A 16,172-nucleotide genomic window follows, 5' to 3' on the forward strand; every position below is an offset into this window, starting at 1 on the left:
ATGAGCCATGAGCCAGGAAGACCGTTTTATCGACATCGAGATCAAGCTCGCGCACCAGGAAGACCTGGTCGAGACGCTGAACGAGACCATCTACCGCCAGGGGCGCCGCATCGACCAGCTCGAAGCCCTGGTCGCCTCCCTGGTCGACCACGTGCGCACCCTGCAGTCCACCCGCCAGGGGCCGGTCAACGAGAAGCCGCCCCACTACTGATCGATTCCCCAAGCCGCTGGCCGAGGCACAGCAGGGTCAGGGTCGGCGGCAATCCCCACGCTCCCGGAATCACCGACGCGTCGCACACGTGCAGGCCCGGCGCCGCGCGCAGCGCGCCATCCACGCCGTGCGCCGCGCCGATCGGCACGCTGCCGCCCGGATGGGCGGCGAAATGGTGGGTGGCGAAGATGTGATGCGCGCCGGCCTGTTCCAGAATCGTGCGGGCCATGGCGACGCCGTGATCGAAGCGCGCGCGGTCGCCTTTGGTGAGCCGCTTGTCGACCCAGCGCGGGCCGATGCGTCCGCCAACGTCGTCGCGGATCTTGACCATGACGCTGAGCGTGCGCGCATGCGCGCCAAGGCGGTCGATGCGGCCGGCCTGCAGGGCGAAGGCCTGGTACATCGGGCGCGGGAGGGTCAGGTCGGCCAGGCTGACGCCTTGCGCATGAAAGCTGGCGCCGGCCGCCATCGGCACTTCCGCGCCGCCGTCGAGATCGTCCACCGTTCCCATCACCGCCACCACCGGATCGCTGAAGAAGGAGGCATGGCGCGGCCGCAGCCCGCTCGCGTGCAGCAGGCGCGGGCTCTGGATGCCGCCGGCCGCCAGCACCACCAGCGGGGCGCGCACCGTGTGGCGGGCGCCATCGCGCATGAATGCGACGCCGGCCGCGCGGCCATCTTCCATCAGCACGCGCAGCACCCGGCTGCGGTCCAGCAGCACCGCACCATGCTTGCGCGCCTCGTCGACGAAGTCGCGCGCGCTCCACTTGGCGCCGAAGGGACAGCCGTAGACGCAGCGCCAGCAGCCGCTGCGGCAGGCTGCAGGACGGATCATCTTGTCGAGCTTTTCCCAGGCGAAGCCGGCGCCGCGCGCGGCCGTCATGAGGCGCGCCGCCATCGGGCCGACCAGTCTGTCGGGCAGGGGCGCCAGCGGCAGTTCGGTGCGCAGCGCCGCCAGTGCCGGCGCCAGGTCGATGCCGTGGGCCGCGAACATGGCCAGCGGCGGGGCTGCAGCGGTGGCGAAGTTCAGCGCCGAGCTGCCGCCGACCGTGGTCCCGGACACTAGCAGCGAGGCGTCGCGGTGCAGCCAGGCGCCGCGCCCCGGCATGGCCATGGTCGCCATCTGGCCCAGCGTGCCCCTGAGGGGCGCGGCGCTGCCCTGTTCGAGCACCAGCACGCTGGCGCCCGTCCGCGCCAGCGCGCGCGCCGTGGCCGCGCCGCCGGGGCCGGTGCCGACGACGATGGCGTCGCAAGTGGAGGAGAGCGGGTCCATAGAGGGCGGATGCTAACACGGCCGATCCTGATACATACCGCTACAAGCTTGTTGTGACGCCATGCCCCCACCCTGCTATGATCTTCGCGCAACGGCTGTCGAGTACGTCCGGCAGCTCCCTCCCAAGAGTCTGTGAAAGATCCCATGAACCGACCCCATTTGCTCATCGTTGCCGCCTGCATGGCAGTCGCGCACGGCGCCGCATTTGCCGCGCCCGCACTCGACGCCTCGAATCCCTTCGCCAAGCCGAGCAGCCTGCCGCTGAACTACCCGGCTTTCGACAAGATCAAGAACGAGCACTTCCTGCCCGCCTACGCCGCCGGCATGGCCGAGCACCTGCGCGAGATCGACGCCATCGCTTCCAACAAGGCCGCGCCTACTTTCGACAACACCATCGTGGCGATGGAGCGCGCCGGCCAGATGCTGGCGCGCGTGTCCGCCGTGTTCTCGAACCTTCAGACCGCCAATACCAACGACGCGCTGGACGCGGTCGACCGCGAGATGTCGCCCAAGCTGGCCGCGCACAACGACGCGATCTACCTGAACCCGGCGCTGTTCAACCGCATCAAGACCCTGCACGCCAAGCGCGCCACCCTCAAGCTGGACGCCGAGTCGAACCACCTGCTCGAGCGCGTGTACAAGGAATTCGTGCGCGCCGGCGCCAACCTGTCGAACGCGGACAAGGACAAGCTCAAGAAGTACAACGGCGAGATCGCTTCGCTGCAGTCCGAGTTCTCGCAGCGCGTGCTGAAGGAAGCGAATGCCTCGGCCCTGATCGTCGACACCCGCGCGGAACTGGCCGGCTTCTCGGAGGCCGAGATCGCCGCCGCCGCCACCGAGGCCGAGAAGCGTGGCGCCAAGGGCAAGTTCGCAATCGCCATCGTCAACACCAGCAGCCAGCCGGCGCTGTCCAGCCTCACCGACCGCAAGACGCGTGAGCGCCTGATGGCCGCCTCGCTCACCCGCGGCAGCCGCGGCGGACAGTTCGATTCGCGCGACCTGGTCCTGAAGCTCGCGAAGCTGCGCGCCGAGCGCGCCGCGCTGCTGGGCTACCCGAACTACGCCGCCTATTCGCAGGAACTGGAAACCGCCAAGAACCCGGCCGCCGTCAACAAGCTGCTGGCGGAGCTGGCGAAACCGGCCGTGAACAACGCGCGCAAGGAAGCGCTTGAAATCCAGAAGGTGATCGACGCCGAGAAGGGTGGCTTCCAGGTCGCGTCCTACGACTGGCCGATCTACCAGGACAAGGTGCGCGCCGCGAAGTACAACTTCGACGAGAACCAGCTGCGCCCCTATTTCGAACTGAACCGCGTGCTGGTCGACGGCGTGTTCTTCGCCGCGACCAAGGAGTACGGCATTACCTTCAAGGAGCGCAAGGACCTGCCGGTGTACGACCCGGACGTGCGGACCTTCGACGTGTTCGATCACGACGGCAAGCAGCTCGCCATCTTCATCTTCGACCCCTACGCCCGCGGCAACAAGCAGGGCGGCGCCTGGATGAACGAATACGTGTCGCAATCCAGCCTGCTGGGCAAGCGCCCGGTGGTCGGCAACCACCTGAACATCCCGAAGCCGCCCGCCGGCCAGCCGACCCTGCTCACCTACGACGAAGTGCGCACCGCCTTCCACGAGTTCGGCCACGCGCTGCACGGCATGTTCTCGAACGTGAAGTACCCGCACTTCTCGGGCACCAGCGTGCCGCGCGACTTCGTCGAGTATCCGTCGCAGGTCAACGAGATGTGGGCGATCTGGCCGGAAGTGCTGGCCAACTACGCGAAGCACCACCAGACCGGCGCGCCGATGCCGAAAGCGCTGCTGGACAAGGTGGTCGCCTCGAAAAAATTCAACCAGGGCTACCTGACCACCGAATACCTAGCAGCGTCGCTGCTCGACCAGCGCTGGCACCAGCTGAAACCGAGCGAAATCCCGACCGACGTCCTGGCCTTCGAGGCCAAGGCGCTGAAGGACGCCGGCGTGGACTACGCGCCGGTGCCGCCGCGCTACCGCACCACCTACTTCTCGCACTCGATGAACGGCGGCTATTCTGCCGGCTACTACGCCTACTTGTGGAGCGAGAAGCTGGACGCCGACACGGTCCAGTGGTTCACCGAGAGCGGCGGCCTGTCGCGCAAGAACGGCGACCACTTCCGCAAGACCCTGCTGTCGCGCGGCGGCAGCGCCGATGCGATGGACCTGTTCCGCGACTTCCGCGGCCGCGACCCGGTCATCGAGCCGCTGCTGGAACGCCGTGGCCTGACCGGTAACTGATTTTTTCGTACTACTTCAACAAGACAGAGACAATATGATTCGTCCACACATCCTGCTCGTCGCCGCCGCCAGCGCCGCCTCCACCCTGGCCGCAGCTGCGCCTACCCTTGCCCCGGCATCGATGCTCGAAGCATCGAACCCGTTTGCCAAGGAAAGCATCCTGCCGTTCCACTACCCGGCCTGGGACAAGATCCGCAACGAGCACTTCGCGCCCGCTTTCGAGGAAGCGATGCGCCAGGAAGCGCTTGAAATCGAGAAGATCGCCAACAACAAGGCCGCGCCAACTTTTGAGAACACCATCGTCGCGATGGAGCGCTCGGGCCAGCTGATGAATCGCGTCAGCACCGCCTTCGGCACCCTGAAGGGTTCCTATACCAACCCGACCCTGCAGGCCCTGGACAAGGAACTGGCGCCGAAGCTGTCGGCCCACAACGATGCGATCCGCCTGAACCCGAAACTGTACGCGCGCATCAAGTCGCTGTACGACAAGCGCACCAAGCTGGGCCTGGACGCCGAATCGCAGTACCTGATCGACCGCTACCACACCGACTTCGTGCGCGCCGGCGCCCAGCTGTCGGATGCGGACAAGGCCAAGCTGAAAGCCATGAATGGCGAGCTGGCCGCGCTGTCGACCCAGTTCGCGCAGAACGTGCTGAACGAAGCGAACGCCTCGGCCCTGGTGGTCGACACCCGCGTCGAACTGGCCGGCATGTCGGACAAGCAGATCGACGCCGCCGCCGCGGAAGGCAAGAAGCGCGGCCTGGACGGCAAGTTCGTGATCCCGGTCGTGAACACCACCCAGCAGGCCGGCCTGTCTGTTCTCACGAACCGCGCCACCCGCGAGAAGCTGCTGGCGGCCTCGCTGTCGCGCGGCTCGCGCGGCGGCGAATTCGACAACCGCGAGGTCGTGCTGAAGCTGGCCAAGCTGCGCGCCGAACGCGCCGTGCTGCTGGGTTACCCGAACCACGCCGCTTACAGCCTGGCCGACCAGACCGCGAAGGATACCGGCGCCGTCAATCAGCTGCTGGCCGAATTCGCCAAGCCGGCCGTGAACAACGCGCGCAAGGAAGCTGCGGAAATCCAGAAGGCGATCGACGCTGAAAACGGTGGCTTCAAGGCCGCGGCCCACGACTGGGGCTTCTACAGCGACAAGGTGCGCGCCGCCAAGTACGCCTTCGACGCCGGCCAGCTGCGCCCCTACTTTGAACTGAACCGCGTGCTGGTGGACGGCGTCTTCTTCGCCGCCAACAAGGAATTCGGCATCACCTTCAAGGAGCGCAAGGACCTGCCGACCTATGTCGAGGACGTGCGCGTGTTCGACGTGTTCGACGTCGACGGCAAGCAGCTCGCCATCTTCACCTTCGACCCATACGCGCGCGCCAACAAGCGCGGCGGCGCCTGGGCCAACGCCTGGGTCCCGCAGTCGAAGCTGATGGGCACCAAGCCGGTCATCGCCAACAACCTGAACGTGGCCAAGCCGGCGGCGGGCGAACCGACCCTGCTGACCTACGACGAAGTGCGCACCACTTTCCACGAGTTCGGCCACGCGCTGCACGGCATGTTCTCGGATGTGAAATACCCGCGCTTCTCGGGCTCGCGCGTGCCGCGCGACTACGTCGAGTTCCCGTCGCAGGTGAACGAGATGTGGATGGCCTGGCCGGAAGTGCTGGCGAATTACGCCAAGCACTACCAGACCGGCGCGCCGATGCCGAAGGAACTCCTCGACAAGGTCCAGGCCTCCCAGCAGTTCAACGAAGGCTTCCGCACCACCGAGTACCTGGCCGCCTCGCTGCTGGACCAGGCCTGGCACCAGCTGTCGCCGAACCAGATTCCGACCGACGTGCTCGCGTTCGAGGCTGACGCCCTGAAAAAGGCCGGCGTCGACTTCGCCCTGGTCCCGCCGCGCTACCGCACCACCTACTTCTCCCACACCTTCTCGGGCGGCTACTCGGCCGGCTACTACGGCTACCTGTGGGCCGAGAAGCTGGACGCGGACACCGTCAACTGGTTCAAGGAACACGGCGGCCTGACCCGCAAGAACGGCGACCACTTCCGCAAGACCTTGCTGTCGCGCGGCGGGACGCTGGATGCGATGCAGATGTATCGCAACTTCAGCGGTCGGGATGCGCAGGTGCGGCCGTTGCTGGAGCGTCGGGGGTTGACGGGCGAGTAATCTGGCGCTGGTAGCTGTTCATACAGAAATTGGGTTCCGGCCTGCGCCGGAACGACGGTTTTTCGGGCGCGGGCTAAAGAGTTGGCCATCAATTAATTGCACCCTTAAACAACGTCGTTCCGGCGAAGGCCGGAACCCAACTTTGTTAAACTGCCACTAGCTTCAACTTTCACCCTCCCTTAGCGATGAGTGTTCAACCCCTCCACGGTATTACCTTAGAATCCCTGTTAACCCGCCTCGTCGACCACTACGGCTGGGAGGGACTCGGCCGCAGGATCGACATTAATTGCTTCCAGAAAGACCCGAGCATCAAGTCGAGCCTGAAGTTCTTGCGCCGCACCCCGTGGGCGCGCGAGCAGGTCGAGCAGCTTTACCTCGATACCCGCTTCACCAACTAGCGAGAACGACATGCTCAACGAAAACGATGCCGACCTGAAAGCGCGCCTGAAAGCCCTGCACCGCCAGCTGCAGGAAACCAACGACGTCGATCCGGAACTGGAAACCCTGCTGCGCCAGCTCGACGGCGACATCGACCGGGCGCTGGAGCGCCGCGCCGAGCAGCAGCTCGACGCCAACACCTACGGCCTCGGTTCGCGCACCCAGGAAGCCGCCGCGCGCTTCGATTCGCGCCACCCCACCGTCTCGACCGGCCTGCGCGAGCTCGGCAATATTCTGTCGAATATGGGCATCTAGTTTGGTAACTGAGCCACAAGTCATTGATAACTAAGCCATTTTTCGGTCGCCGAGACGACCGGGAATAGGTTTTCCGGTACAATACCGGCCAATGAACGCCCCCCAGAACCTTTTCGCGAGCGTCCCGAAGCGCTCCAGCCGCGCACCGAGCGCGCCTTTCCTCCCGATGTCCCGTGCCGAAATGGACAAGCTCGGGTGGGATTCGTGCGACATCATCCTGATCACCGGCGACGCCTACATCGACCATCCGAGTTTCGGGATGGCGCTGGTCGGCCGCCTGCTCGAAGCGCAGGGCTACCGCGTCGGCATCATCAGCCAGCCGGACTGGACCTCGGTCGAGCCCTTCCGCGCGCTCGGCAAGCCGAACCTGTACTGGGGCATCACCGCCGGCAACATGGACTCGATGGTCAACCGCTACACGGCCGACCGCAAGATCCGTTCCGACGACGCCTACACCCCGAACGCCGAGCCGAACAAGCGTCCGGACCGCGCCGTCACCGTCTACTGCCAGCGTGCGCGCGAAGCCTTCCCGGGCGTGCCGGTGATCGCCGGCAGCATCGAAGCCTCGCTGCGCCGCATCGCCCACTACGACTACTGGTCGGACAAGGTGCGCCGCTCGGTGCTGTTCGAGTCGAAGGCCGACATGCTCATCTTCGGCAATGCCGAACGGGCGCTGGTGGATGTGACGCGCCGCATCGCCGCCGGTGAAAACATCAAGGAGATCCGCGACCTGCGCGGCACCGCCTTCCTGGTGCCGCACGGCTGGCTGCCGGACGACGAGTGGACCGTGCACAACTCCACCCGCGTGGACGTGCCGGGCCGCATCGACAAGCAGCCGAACCCGTATGCGATGGCGCTGGAAGACCCGAAGCAATGCGCGCTCGACAATGCCGCGCCGGAGCCGGTGGCCAAGCCCGTCATCATCATGACGCGCGAAGAGCGCCAGGCCGCGGCCCGCGAAAAAGCGCGCAAGACCGTGGTGCGCCTGCCGAGTTTTGAAACCGTCAGCGAAGACCCGGTGATGTATGCGCACACGTCGCGCGTGTTCCACCTGGAGTCGAACCCCGGCAATGCGCGCGCGCTGGTGCAGCAGCACGGCGACCGCGACGTCTGGCTGAACCCGCCGCCGCTGCCGCTCGCCATGGACGAGATGGACAACGTCTACGACCTGAACTACGCGCGCGCGCCGCACCCGGTCTACGGCAAGGCCCATATCCCGGCCTGGGAAATGATCCGCTACTCGGTCAACATCATGCGCGGCTGCTTCGGCGGCTGCACCTTCTGCTCGATTACCGAGCACGAAGGCCGCATCATCCAGAGCCGTTCGGAACCGTCGATCCTGCGCGAGATCGAGCTGATCCGCGATACGACCAAGAATTTCGCCGGGACGATCACCGACCTGGGCGGCCCGACGGCGAACATGTACCGCCTGGCCTGCAAGGACAAGAAGATCGAGGAATCGTGCCGCCGCCTGTCCTGCGTGTACCCGACCATCTGCAGCAACCTGGGCACCGACCACAGCAAGCTGATCTCGCTGTACCGCAAGGCGCGCGCAATCCCCGGGATCAAGAAGATCCTCATCGGCTCCGGCCTGCGCTACGACCTGGCCGTGCGTTCGCCCGAGTACGTCAAGGAACTGGTGACCCACCACGTGGGCGGCCTGCTGAAAATCGCGCCGGAGCACACCGAGCAGGGCACCCTGTCGAAGATGATGAAGCCGGGCATCGGCGCCTACGACGAGTTCAAGCGCCTGTTCGACAAGTTCTCGATGGAAGCGGGCAAGAAGCAGTACCTGATTCCCTACTTCATCGCGGCCCACCCGGGCTCCACCGATGAGGACATGCTGAACCTGGCCCTGTGGCTGAAGAAGAACAACTTCAAGCTCGACCAGGTGCAGACCTTCACGCCGACGCCGATGGCGATGGCGACCACCATGTACCACTCGGGCAAGAACCCGCTGGCCAAGGTGACGGAAGATTCGGAAGTCGTCGAGACGGCCAAGAGTGGCAAGACCCGTAAGCTGCACAAGGCTTTCCTGCGCTACTACGATCCGGAGAACTGGCCGATCCTGCGCGAGGGTCTGAAACGCATGGGCCGGGGCGACCTGATCGGGACCGGCGAGCGCCACCTGATTCCCCCTAGCGGTGTCGAGCCGGGGCCGGACTACGACCGCAAGCGCATGGTGCCGGGCGGGACGCCGGTGCCTGAACGCGAAGTCGGCAAGCGCGGCCCGGGTGCGGCGCGTGGTGGCAAGGTGCAGGTGCGCGTCGAGCGTGCCCCGGCAGCCGTCGTGGCTGCTTCAAACAAGGCGCGGCCGTCGATCCTCGACACCATCAAGGCCAAGCCCAAGGCCGGCCGCAAGTAAGCAAGGTCAAAGCTCCGCGTTCGTGATGCGAGCGCGGCGCTCCTGGGCGACGTCGAGATCCAGGCTGGCCTGCCGCTTGCGCAACTCCAGCGCATAGCGGTGCCGCGCGCGCAGGCGCGGATTGGTCACGAGGCGCCCCAAGGTCTCGCCCACCACCATCACCACGCCCAGCAGCGGCAGCACCAGCATCAGCCCCACCACCCCGGCCAGCGCGCCGCCGATGAAGATCATCAAGACCGTCACCAGCGGATGGACGCGGATGCTGCGCCCCAAGGTGAGCGGCATGAACACGAAATCGTCCAGCAGGCGCACCAGCACGAACACGCCGATCGCGCCGTAAGCGATGAAGGGGTTGTTCGGCGCGTCGGTCGAGGCCACGATCACCACCAGCACGCATCCCACCACCGAGCCGACGAAGGGCACCCAGGCCAGCACCGCCGACATCAGGCCCAGCAGCAGCGGCGAGGACACGCCGATCGTGGCCAGGCCCAGCGCCAGCACTGCGGTGTCCAGCAAGGTCAGCTTGAGCAGGCCCTCGAAGTAGCGGCGCGCGGTCTGGTCGACTTCGTGCAGCAGGTAGAGGGCGCGTTCGAAGTAGGCGTTCGGCACCGCGCGCGCCAGGAATTTCTTGAAGCGCAGGCCGTCGCGCAGGAAGAAGAAGGTCAGGAAAGGCGCCAGCAGCAGCGACGGCACCCAGGTCGCCAGCGCCACCAGGATTTCGCCCAGGTGCTTCTCGGCGAAGTCGTCGGTGAAGCGGCGGAAGATGCCGTTGACGGTCGAGGTCAGGTGCATCTCGGCCAGCAGCGGGAACTTTTTCTCCAGCAGGGTCATCGTGTTGTGGACGAAAGCGACGCCGCCGTCCAGGTAGAGGCCGAGGGTCTTTTCCCACGAGTCTTCTTCGGGGCCGCGGCTCCAGGAAAACGCGGCGGTCAGGGCCAGGCCGAGGAAGGCGAAGAACAGCAGGCTGGCCAGCATGGCGGCGCTGTTGCGGCTATAGCCGGCGCGCACCATGCGCTGCATCGGCCCCACCAGGATGTAGTGCAGCACCCCGCCGAAGAGGAAGGGCAGGGCCAGCCACAGCATCTGCTGGACCACCAGCAGCAGCACGCAGGTGGCCGCGATGATGCCGGTCCAGACGACCGGCCCGGCGCGTTCGCTGCGGATCATAGCGCTTCCAGCTGGGGCCGGCCGGTACCCATCCATTCGCGCAGGCGCAGGCCGATGTGGCGGGCCAGCGCCAGCGAGATCTTGTAGCCGATCACGGCGTCGGTTTCGAGCAGGCCGAGGAAGTCGGCGCGGAAGAATACCGCCATCTCGCACGGTTCGACCGCGCGCGCCTGGGCATTGCGCGGCGAGTTGTCGAGCAGGGCCAGGTCGCCGAAGAAACTGCCCGGCCCGAGCTCGGCCACCTGCTGGTTGCTGCCGCCGTGCAGCTTGTTGATCACCACCCGGCCGCTCATGATCAGGTACAGGGCCTGGCCTTCCTCGCCCTCGTCGAAGACGATCTCGTCCGGCAGGTAGCGGCGCTCGTGCAGCAGGCCGTCGACGATCTTCAGTTCCAATGGGCTCAAAGCCGAGAACAACGTCGAGTTCTTCAGACGGTGCAGGCGCGGCGACATCTTGGGCGATTTGAGGAAACCGAACATCACGATTGCTCCGGAATGGTGCGTTATTTGTTGTCGGACGATTATCCGCTATCGGGTGCTGCTGTGCATCAAAAATGCTGAGTACGGAACAGGGATGGCAAGCGACTGTTGCGCTTTGCGCAGGCGGCGCACTGAACCGTTCAATTGTGTGAACCGGCTAAACGAAACCGTGTAAGATAATTCTCTACGGCAATAAATATTACACTTATAACATGCTTACCAATCCGGTAAAGGTTTTGCCGAGGAGTGATCGGTGATCGACATTCCTTCCTTCCTGCTGGCGCTCGGCATCGGCAACGTTGCCTTTGCTGTCCTGATGGCCGGCTACACCCATGGCGCCGCACCCAGCCCCGGCTTGCGTCTGTGGATGTGGGCGCGCTTCGGCATGGGCCTGTGCCAGCTGCTGAGCTGGTCGCGCGCCTACCTGGCCGTGCCGGTGCTGAACGGCATCGAGGGCGCGGGCTGGATCCTCACGGTGGCGCTCGAGATCGCCGCCTACTGCATCTTCTTCGGCCTGGAGCGCTGGCAGCGCGTGCTGTTGCCGATCGTGGCGCTGGCGCTGGCGATCGTGCTGGCGGCGGGCAGCGCCGGCGCGCCGGTCGGCTACCTGACCGCGATCGTGGCCGGCGTGGTCGCCCTGTTCACGGCGGCCATGGCCTGGATCCTGCTGCGCCCGCGCCGTCGCGCGTCGCTGCTGCAGCGGATCATCGGGATCAACGATGCGCTGTTCGCGCTGTCGGTGGCGTACTGGGCCGTCAGCAACCTGGCGAGCGACGCGCCGCTCGGCAAGCAGGCGGCGCAGGAGATGGCCTACCTGGCCGGCTACCTGCTCATGATCGTCAACGGCTTCGGCTTCCTGCTGCTGTGCAAGGAGAAGGACGACGCCGAGATGGCGCGCATGGCCACCACCGACTGCCTCACGGGCCTGCCGAACCGCCACGCCTTCCTCGAACGCGCGGAAGCCGCGCGCCAGGCCGCGCTGCGCCAGCGCCAGCCGCTCGCGCTGGCGATGATGGACATCGACCACTTCAAGCAGATCAACGACCGCTTCGGGCATGCCAGCGGCGACGAGGCCCTGACCGTGTTCGCGAATACCGCACGCGCTACATTGCGCAAGCACGAGACGATCGGCCGGCTCGGCGGCGAGGAGTTCGCAATGGTGCTGCCGAATGCGCATCTGCAAAGTGCGCTGCAGGCCGCCGAACGCCTGCGGCTGGCGGTGCGCGCGGCGACGGTGATCACCAGCGGCGCGCCGTACACGATGACGGTGAGTATCGGGGTGGTGGTGCTGGATCCGAATGAGGCATTGAGCGCGGCGCTGGCGCGCGCGGATCATGCCTTGTACGCCGCGAAGAGCGGTGGACGTGATCGCGTCGAGGCCGGACAGCCGCAGGCACGCCGCGCATAAGAAAATAAAACCCAAACCGAAACCGGAAAAGAAAAAAGGATCCCGAAGGATCCTTTTTTCTTTGATGCTGGCGGAGCGGACGGGGCTCGAACCCGCGACCCCCGGCGTGACAGGCCGGTATTCTAACCAACTGAACTACCGCTCCGTTTACTCTGATCATTACTTCGATCAACCATCTGAACTTGGCTGGTGGGCGCTGAGAGGCTCGAACTCCCGACCTAATCCTTGTAAGGGATCCGCTCTACCAACTGAGCTAAGCGCCCGTTCTCTATTCAGAGGTTTCTGTCTGACGCTTGTCATTGCGTCCGAAGAGGCCCGAATTATAGAGGTTGGAATTCAAGGTGTGCAAGGGTTTTTCAAAAAAAATGTAGATCGGCCGAAATTCGCGCTTTTGTGCAAAGATCGCATCACCTACAGGAAGCCGCCATGACCACTCCGCATCCCTTGTTGAACCGCCTGTTCGGCGCTGCCTTGAAAGCCGCCGATCCCTTCGACCTGATCGCCCCGCACCTGCCGCCACCGCCAAAAGGACGCACCGTGGTGCTGGGCGCCGGCAAGGCCGCGGCGCGGATGGCCGAGGCGGTCGAGCGGCACTGGCAGGGCGAGCTCACTGGCCTGGTGGTGACCCGCTACGATCACGGCGCACCGACCCGTCGCATCGAGGTGGTCGAGGCCGGCCATCCCATGCCCGATGAAGCGGGCGAACAAGCCGCGCACCGCATGCTCGAACTGGCGAACGGCCTTGGCCCGGACGACCTGGTGATCTGCCTGATGTCCGGCGGCGGCTCGGCCCTGCTGTCGCTGCCCGCGCCCGGCATCGCCTTCGACGAGAAGCGCGCGATCAACAAGGCGCTGCTGCGCTCGGGCGCGCCGATCGGCGAAATGAATTGCGTACGACGTCACCTGTCCGCCATCAAGGGTGGACGGCTGGCGCTGGCCTGCCATCCGGCGCGCGTGGTGACCCTGGTGGTGTCCGACGTGCCGGGTGACGATCCGGCCGTGGTCGCTTCGGGGCCGACCGTGCCCGACGCCAGTACCGGACACGATGCGCTTGCTATCCTCGACAAGTACGGCATTGCCGTTTCAAGCGCCGTGCGCGCGGTGCTGGCCGACCCGGCACTGGCCGCGCCACGTCCTGACGATCCGCGCCTGGCGCAGAACGAAGTCCACGTCCTCGTCACCGCCCAGCAGTCGCTCGAGGCTGCCGCGCGTGAAGCGAGCGCGGCGGGCTACACGCCGCTGATCCTGTCGTCCAGCCTGGAAGGCGAGGCGCGCGACGTCGCCCTGGTGCACGCGGCGATCGCGCGCCAGGTCGTGCAGTACGGCCAGCCGGCACAGCGGCCTTGCGTCATCCTGTCCGGCGGCGAAACCAGCGTGACCGTGCGCGGTAAGGGCAGGGGAGGGCGCAACGCCGAATTCCTCCTCGCGCTCGCCGTCGCCCTCGACGGTCTTCCCGGCGTGCACGCGCTGGCCGCCGACACCGACGGCATCGACGGCACCGAGGACAATGCCGGCGCCTGGCTGGCCCCGGAAACGTTGGCAGCCGCGCAGGCGCAGGGCCTGGACGCACGATCGCACCTGGCCGACAACGACGGCTACGGCTTCTTTTCCCAGCTCGGACAACTGATCGTCACCGGCCCCACCCGCACCAACGTCAACGACTTTCGCGCCATCGTCATCGATACAAATTGATGAAGATGTGTTGTAAAAAGCGCGCTGTTAGCGTGTCTTTCTTGCAAATTGACATATTCATCACTGACAATACCGCCTTTACCAAGCCGGCAAGATTAAGACATCGACACGATGCGCTGCCGGCAGGCGCACCATAAGCGCCGCGCGCCAGCTGGACATCCCTGGCGCGCCGATAAGAGAAAACGGAGACAACGGTTCTTTTATCAATCAAATCAGGAAAGACTTCCATGATCAAGATGTCCAAGATGCACCGCCGCGTACTCGGCGCGCTGGCTCTCGCCGCCGCCGTGCCGTCCCAGGCCCAGACCACCGCGCCGAACGACGCGCCCGAGCTGCAGACCGTCACCGTGACGGCCCAGCGCCGCACCGAGAACATCCGCGAAGTGCCGGTGTCCGTCAGCGCGCTGCGCGGCGACAAGCTCGACGTGCTGGTGTCCGGCGGCGACGACATCCGCCTGCTGGCCGGCAAGGTGCCGAGCCTGAACGTCGAATCCTCGAACGGCCGTACCTTCCCGCGTTTCTACATCCGCGGCTACGGCAACACCGACTTCAACACCTTCGCCTCGCAGCCGGTCTCGCTGATCTATGACGACGTGGTGCAGGAAAACCCGATCCTGAAAGGCTTCCCGATCTTCGACCTGGCCAGCGTCGAAGTGCTGCGCGGCCCGCAGGGCACCCTGTTCGGCCGTAACACCCCGGCCGGCGTGGTGAAATTCGAATCCGAGAAGCCGAAGCTGGGCAAGTCGGAAGGCTACGTCAACGCGTCCTACGCGACCCACACCACCGCCAACGTCGAAGGCGCCGTCAACGTGCCGCTGAACGACAAGTGGGCGATGCGCGTGTCGGCCACCGGCCAGCACCGCGACGACTACGTCAAGAACTACAGCGACCTGGCGATGACCCGGAAGCGCAATGAACTCGACGGCTACAACGAGCACGCCGAGCGCATCCAGGTGCTGTACAGCCCGGACAGCAGCTTCAACGCCCTGTTCAACGTGCATCAGCGCCAGACGCAAGGCAGCGCGCGCCTGTTCCGCGCCAACCTGATCCAGAAGGGCGCGAACAAGATCGTCCCCGGCTACGACCTCGACAAGATCGTCACCAACGCCGACAACTACCAGACCCTGAAGTCGAACGGCGCCAACCTGCGCCTGACCTGGGACCTGGGCAGCGTGCGCCTGTTCTCGATCACCGGCTTCGAGCACGTCAGCGACTACATGAGCCGCGGCGACATCGACGGCGGCACCCCGGCCGGCCCGGGCTTCATCCCCTTCCAGGTCCAGACCGGCGGCTACATCAGCAACCTCGACCAGTGGAGCCAGGAATTCCGCATCGAGTCGCAGAACAGCGGCCCGCTGAACTGGCAGACCGGCGTCTATTACTTCGACGAAGACGCGACTGGCGGCAGCGACAACTTCAACGATGCCGGCGCCCGCACCTCGCGCCTGGTCAGCAACCAGAAGAACAAGGCCTGGGCCGCGTTCGCCTCGGTGAACTACGCCATCAGCCCGGCCTGGACCGTGCGCGGCGGCGTGCGTTACACCAAGGACGAGAAGGACTTCGCGACCCTGATCAACGAGAACGTCGCGCAGATCGGCCCGCGCTCGGTGTCGACCAGCCAGGACAAGGTCAACTGGGACGTGTCGGCCACCTACAAGCTGACCGACGCCGTGAACGTCTACGGCCGCGTCGCCACCGGCTTCCGTGCCCCGAGTATCGCCGCCGCCTCGGCCGCGGTGCCGATCACCGTCGCCGATTCGGAAACCATCACCTCGTATGAAGTCGGCGTGAAGGCCGACCTGTTCGAGCGCCGCGCCCGCACCTCGTTCTCGATCTACGACTACACCGTCAAGGACCAGCAGCTGACCGTGGTGGGCGGCAACTCGAACGTCAACCGCCTGATCAACGCCGACAAGACCAAGGGCAAGGGCGCCGAGTTCGACTTCGAAGCGGCCGTCAGCACCGCCCTGCGCGTGAGCGCCGGCGCGAGCTACAACTACACCCAGATCCGCGACGGCAGCCTGTCGGTGAACCGCTGCGGTTCCTGCACCATTACCGACCCGATCAACGCGGCCAACCGCGTCGAAATCGGCGGCAACCCACTGCCGCAGGCGCCGCGCTGGACCGTCAACGCGACCGCCCGCTACGGCGTGCCGTTCGCGGACGGCGAGCTGTACTTCTTCACCGACTGGTCGTACCGCAGCAAGATCAACTTCTTCCTGTACGAGGCAAGCGAGTTCACCGGCGCGCCGCTGACGGAAGGCGGCGTGCGCCTGGGCTATATCTTCGGTAACGGCAAGTACGAAGTGGCTGCCTTCGGCCGTAACGTGCTCGACCAGCGCCGCATCACCGGCGCGATCGACTTCAACAACCTGACCGGTTTCACCAACGAGCCGCGTCAATGGGGCATCCAGGTCAAGGGCAATTTCTAAGCCTTGAGCTG

13 protein-coding genes and 2 tRNA genes are annotated in these 16,172 nt (G+C 65.6%); 9 read left to right on the forward strand and 6 right to left on the reverse strand.

Annotation, left to right across the window (positions count from 1 at the left end; genetic code table 11):
• Positions 1-7 precede the first annotated feature (7 nt).
• The gene (locus LQ564_RS16685; protein ID WP_231059241.1) at positions 8-211 is read left to right on the forward strand and encodes a SlyX family protein; all 204 of its coding nucleotides are present in this window, start codon (positions 8-10) and stop codon (positions 209-211) included.
• On the opposite strand, the gene LQ564_RS16690 is transcribed toward LQ564_RS16685, so the two are convergent.
• The gene (locus LQ564_RS16690; RefSeq protein WP_231059242.1) at positions 186-1,484 is read right to left on the reverse strand and encodes an FAD-dependent oxidoreductase; all 1,299 of its coding nucleotides are present in this window, start codon (positions 1,482-1,484) and stop codon (positions 186-188) included. The two genes, LQ564_RS16685 and LQ564_RS16690, sit on opposite strands and share 26 nt — an antisense overlap.
• 144 nt (positions 1,485-1,628) lie before the next feature.
• Between LQ564_RS16690 and LQ564_RS16695 the strand changes: the two genes are divergently transcribed.
• The 5 genes from LQ564_RS16695 (at position 1,629) to LQ564_RS16715 (ending at position 8,983) form a co-directional block, all read left to right on the forward strand.
• Entirely contained in the window at positions 1,629-3,752 is a 2,124-nt protein-coding gene (locus LQ564_RS16695) for a M3 family metallopeptidase (protein ID WP_231059243.1), read from the forward strand.
• A 34-nt stretch (positions 3,753-3,786) separates the two neighbouring features.
• The gene (locus tag LQ564_RS16700; RefSeq protein ID WP_231059244.1) at positions 3,787-5,925 is read left to right on the forward strand and encodes a M3 family metallopeptidase; all 2,139 of its coding nucleotides are present in this window, start codon (positions 3,787-3,789) and stop codon (positions 5,923-5,925) included.
• Between the two features lie 185 nt (positions 5,926-6,110).
• Positions 6,111-6,323, forward strand: coding sequence for a VF530 family protein (locus LQ564_RS16705; RefSeq protein WP_231059245.1), 213 nt, complete (start codon positions 6,111-6,113; stop codon positions 6,321-6,323).
• Between the two features lie 10 nt (positions 6,324-6,333).
• Complete coding sequence (locus tag LQ564_RS16710) at positions 6,334-6,618, forward strand: DUF4404 family protein (RefSeq protein ID WP_231059246.1); 285 nt, start codon at positions 6,334-6,336, stop codon at positions 6,616-6,618.
• 91 nt (positions 6,619-6,709) lie between these two features.
• Positions 6,710-8,983 (forward strand): YgiQ family radical SAM protein, encoded by a 2,274-nt coding sequence (locus LQ564_RS16715; RefSeq protein ID WP_503827153.1) that lies wholly within the window; start codon positions 6,710-6,712, stop codon positions 8,981-8,983.
• A gap of 6 nt (positions 8,984-8,989) precedes the next feature.
• On the opposite strand, the gene LQ564_RS16720 is transcribed toward LQ564_RS16715, so the two are convergent.
• Positions 8,990-10,150: an AI-2E family transporter gene (locus tag LQ564_RS16720; RefSeq protein WP_231059248.1), complete on the reverse strand. Its 1,161-nt coding sequence runs from the start codon at positions 10,148-10,150 to the stop codon at positions 8,990-8,992.
• Positions 10,147-10,629, reverse strand: coding sequence for a cyclic nucleotide-binding domain-containing protein (locus tag LQ564_RS16725; protein ID WP_231059249.1), 483 nt, complete (start codon positions 10,627-10,629; stop codon positions 10,147-10,149). Before LQ564_RS16725 ends, LQ564_RS16720 begins: the two co-directional genes overlap by 4 nt.
• Positions 10,630-10,882: 253 nt before the next feature.
• On the opposite strand from LQ564_RS16725, the gene LQ564_RS16730 reads away from it, so the two are divergent.
• A complete protein-coding gene (locus LQ564_RS16730; protein ID WP_231059250.1) occupies positions 10,883-12,037 on the forward strand; it encodes a GGDEF domain-containing protein in 1,155 nt (384 codons plus the stop codon).
• A gap of 68 nt (positions 12,038-12,105) precedes the next feature.
• On the opposite strand, the gene LQ564_RS16735 is transcribed toward LQ564_RS16730, so the two are convergent.
• Both LQ564_RS16735 and LQ564_RS16740 read right to left on the reverse strand, forming a co-directional pair.
• Positions 12,106-12,182: transfer RNA gene (locus tag LQ564_RS16735), tRNA-Asp, on the reverse strand.
• A gap of 42 nt (positions 12,183-12,224) precedes the next feature.
• Positions 12,225-12,300: transfer RNA gene (locus tag LQ564_RS16740), tRNA-Val, on the reverse strand.
• Between the two features lie 163 nt (positions 12,301-12,463).
• Between LQ564_RS16740 and LQ564_RS16745 the strand changes: the two genes are divergently transcribed.
• On the forward strand, positions 12,464-13,729 hold the full coding sequence (locus LQ564_RS16745; RefSeq protein WP_231059251.1) for a glycerate kinase type-2 family protein: 1,266 nt from the start codon (positions 12,464-12,466) through the stop codon (positions 13,727-13,729).
• Here the strand turns inward: LQ564_RS16745 and LQ564_RS16750 are convergent.
• Positions 13,713-13,958 carry a hypothetical protein gene (locus LQ564_RS16750; protein ID WP_231059252.1) on the reverse strand — a complete coding sequence of 82 codons (246 nt, stop codon included), beginning with the start codon at positions 13,956-13,958 and terminating at the stop codon, positions 13,713-13,715. The genes LQ564_RS16745 and LQ564_RS16750 overlap by 17 nt on opposite strands.
• Between LQ564_RS16750 and LQ564_RS16755 the strand changes: the two genes are divergently transcribed.
• Positions 13,957-16,161, forward strand: a complete 2,205-nt coding sequence (locus tag LQ564_RS16755) for a TonB-dependent receptor (protein WP_231059253.1) — start codon at positions 13,957-13,959, stop codon at positions 16,159-16,161. The two genes, LQ564_RS16750 and LQ564_RS16755, sit on opposite strands and share 2 nt — an antisense overlap.
• The last annotated feature ends 11 nt before the right edge of the window (positions 16,162-16,172 follow it).

Source organism: Massilia phyllostachyos, from assembly GCF_021044825.1.
GTDB lineage: Bacteria > Pseudomonadota > Gammaproteobacteria > Burkholderiales > Burkholderiaceae_D > Telluria > Telluria phyllostachyos.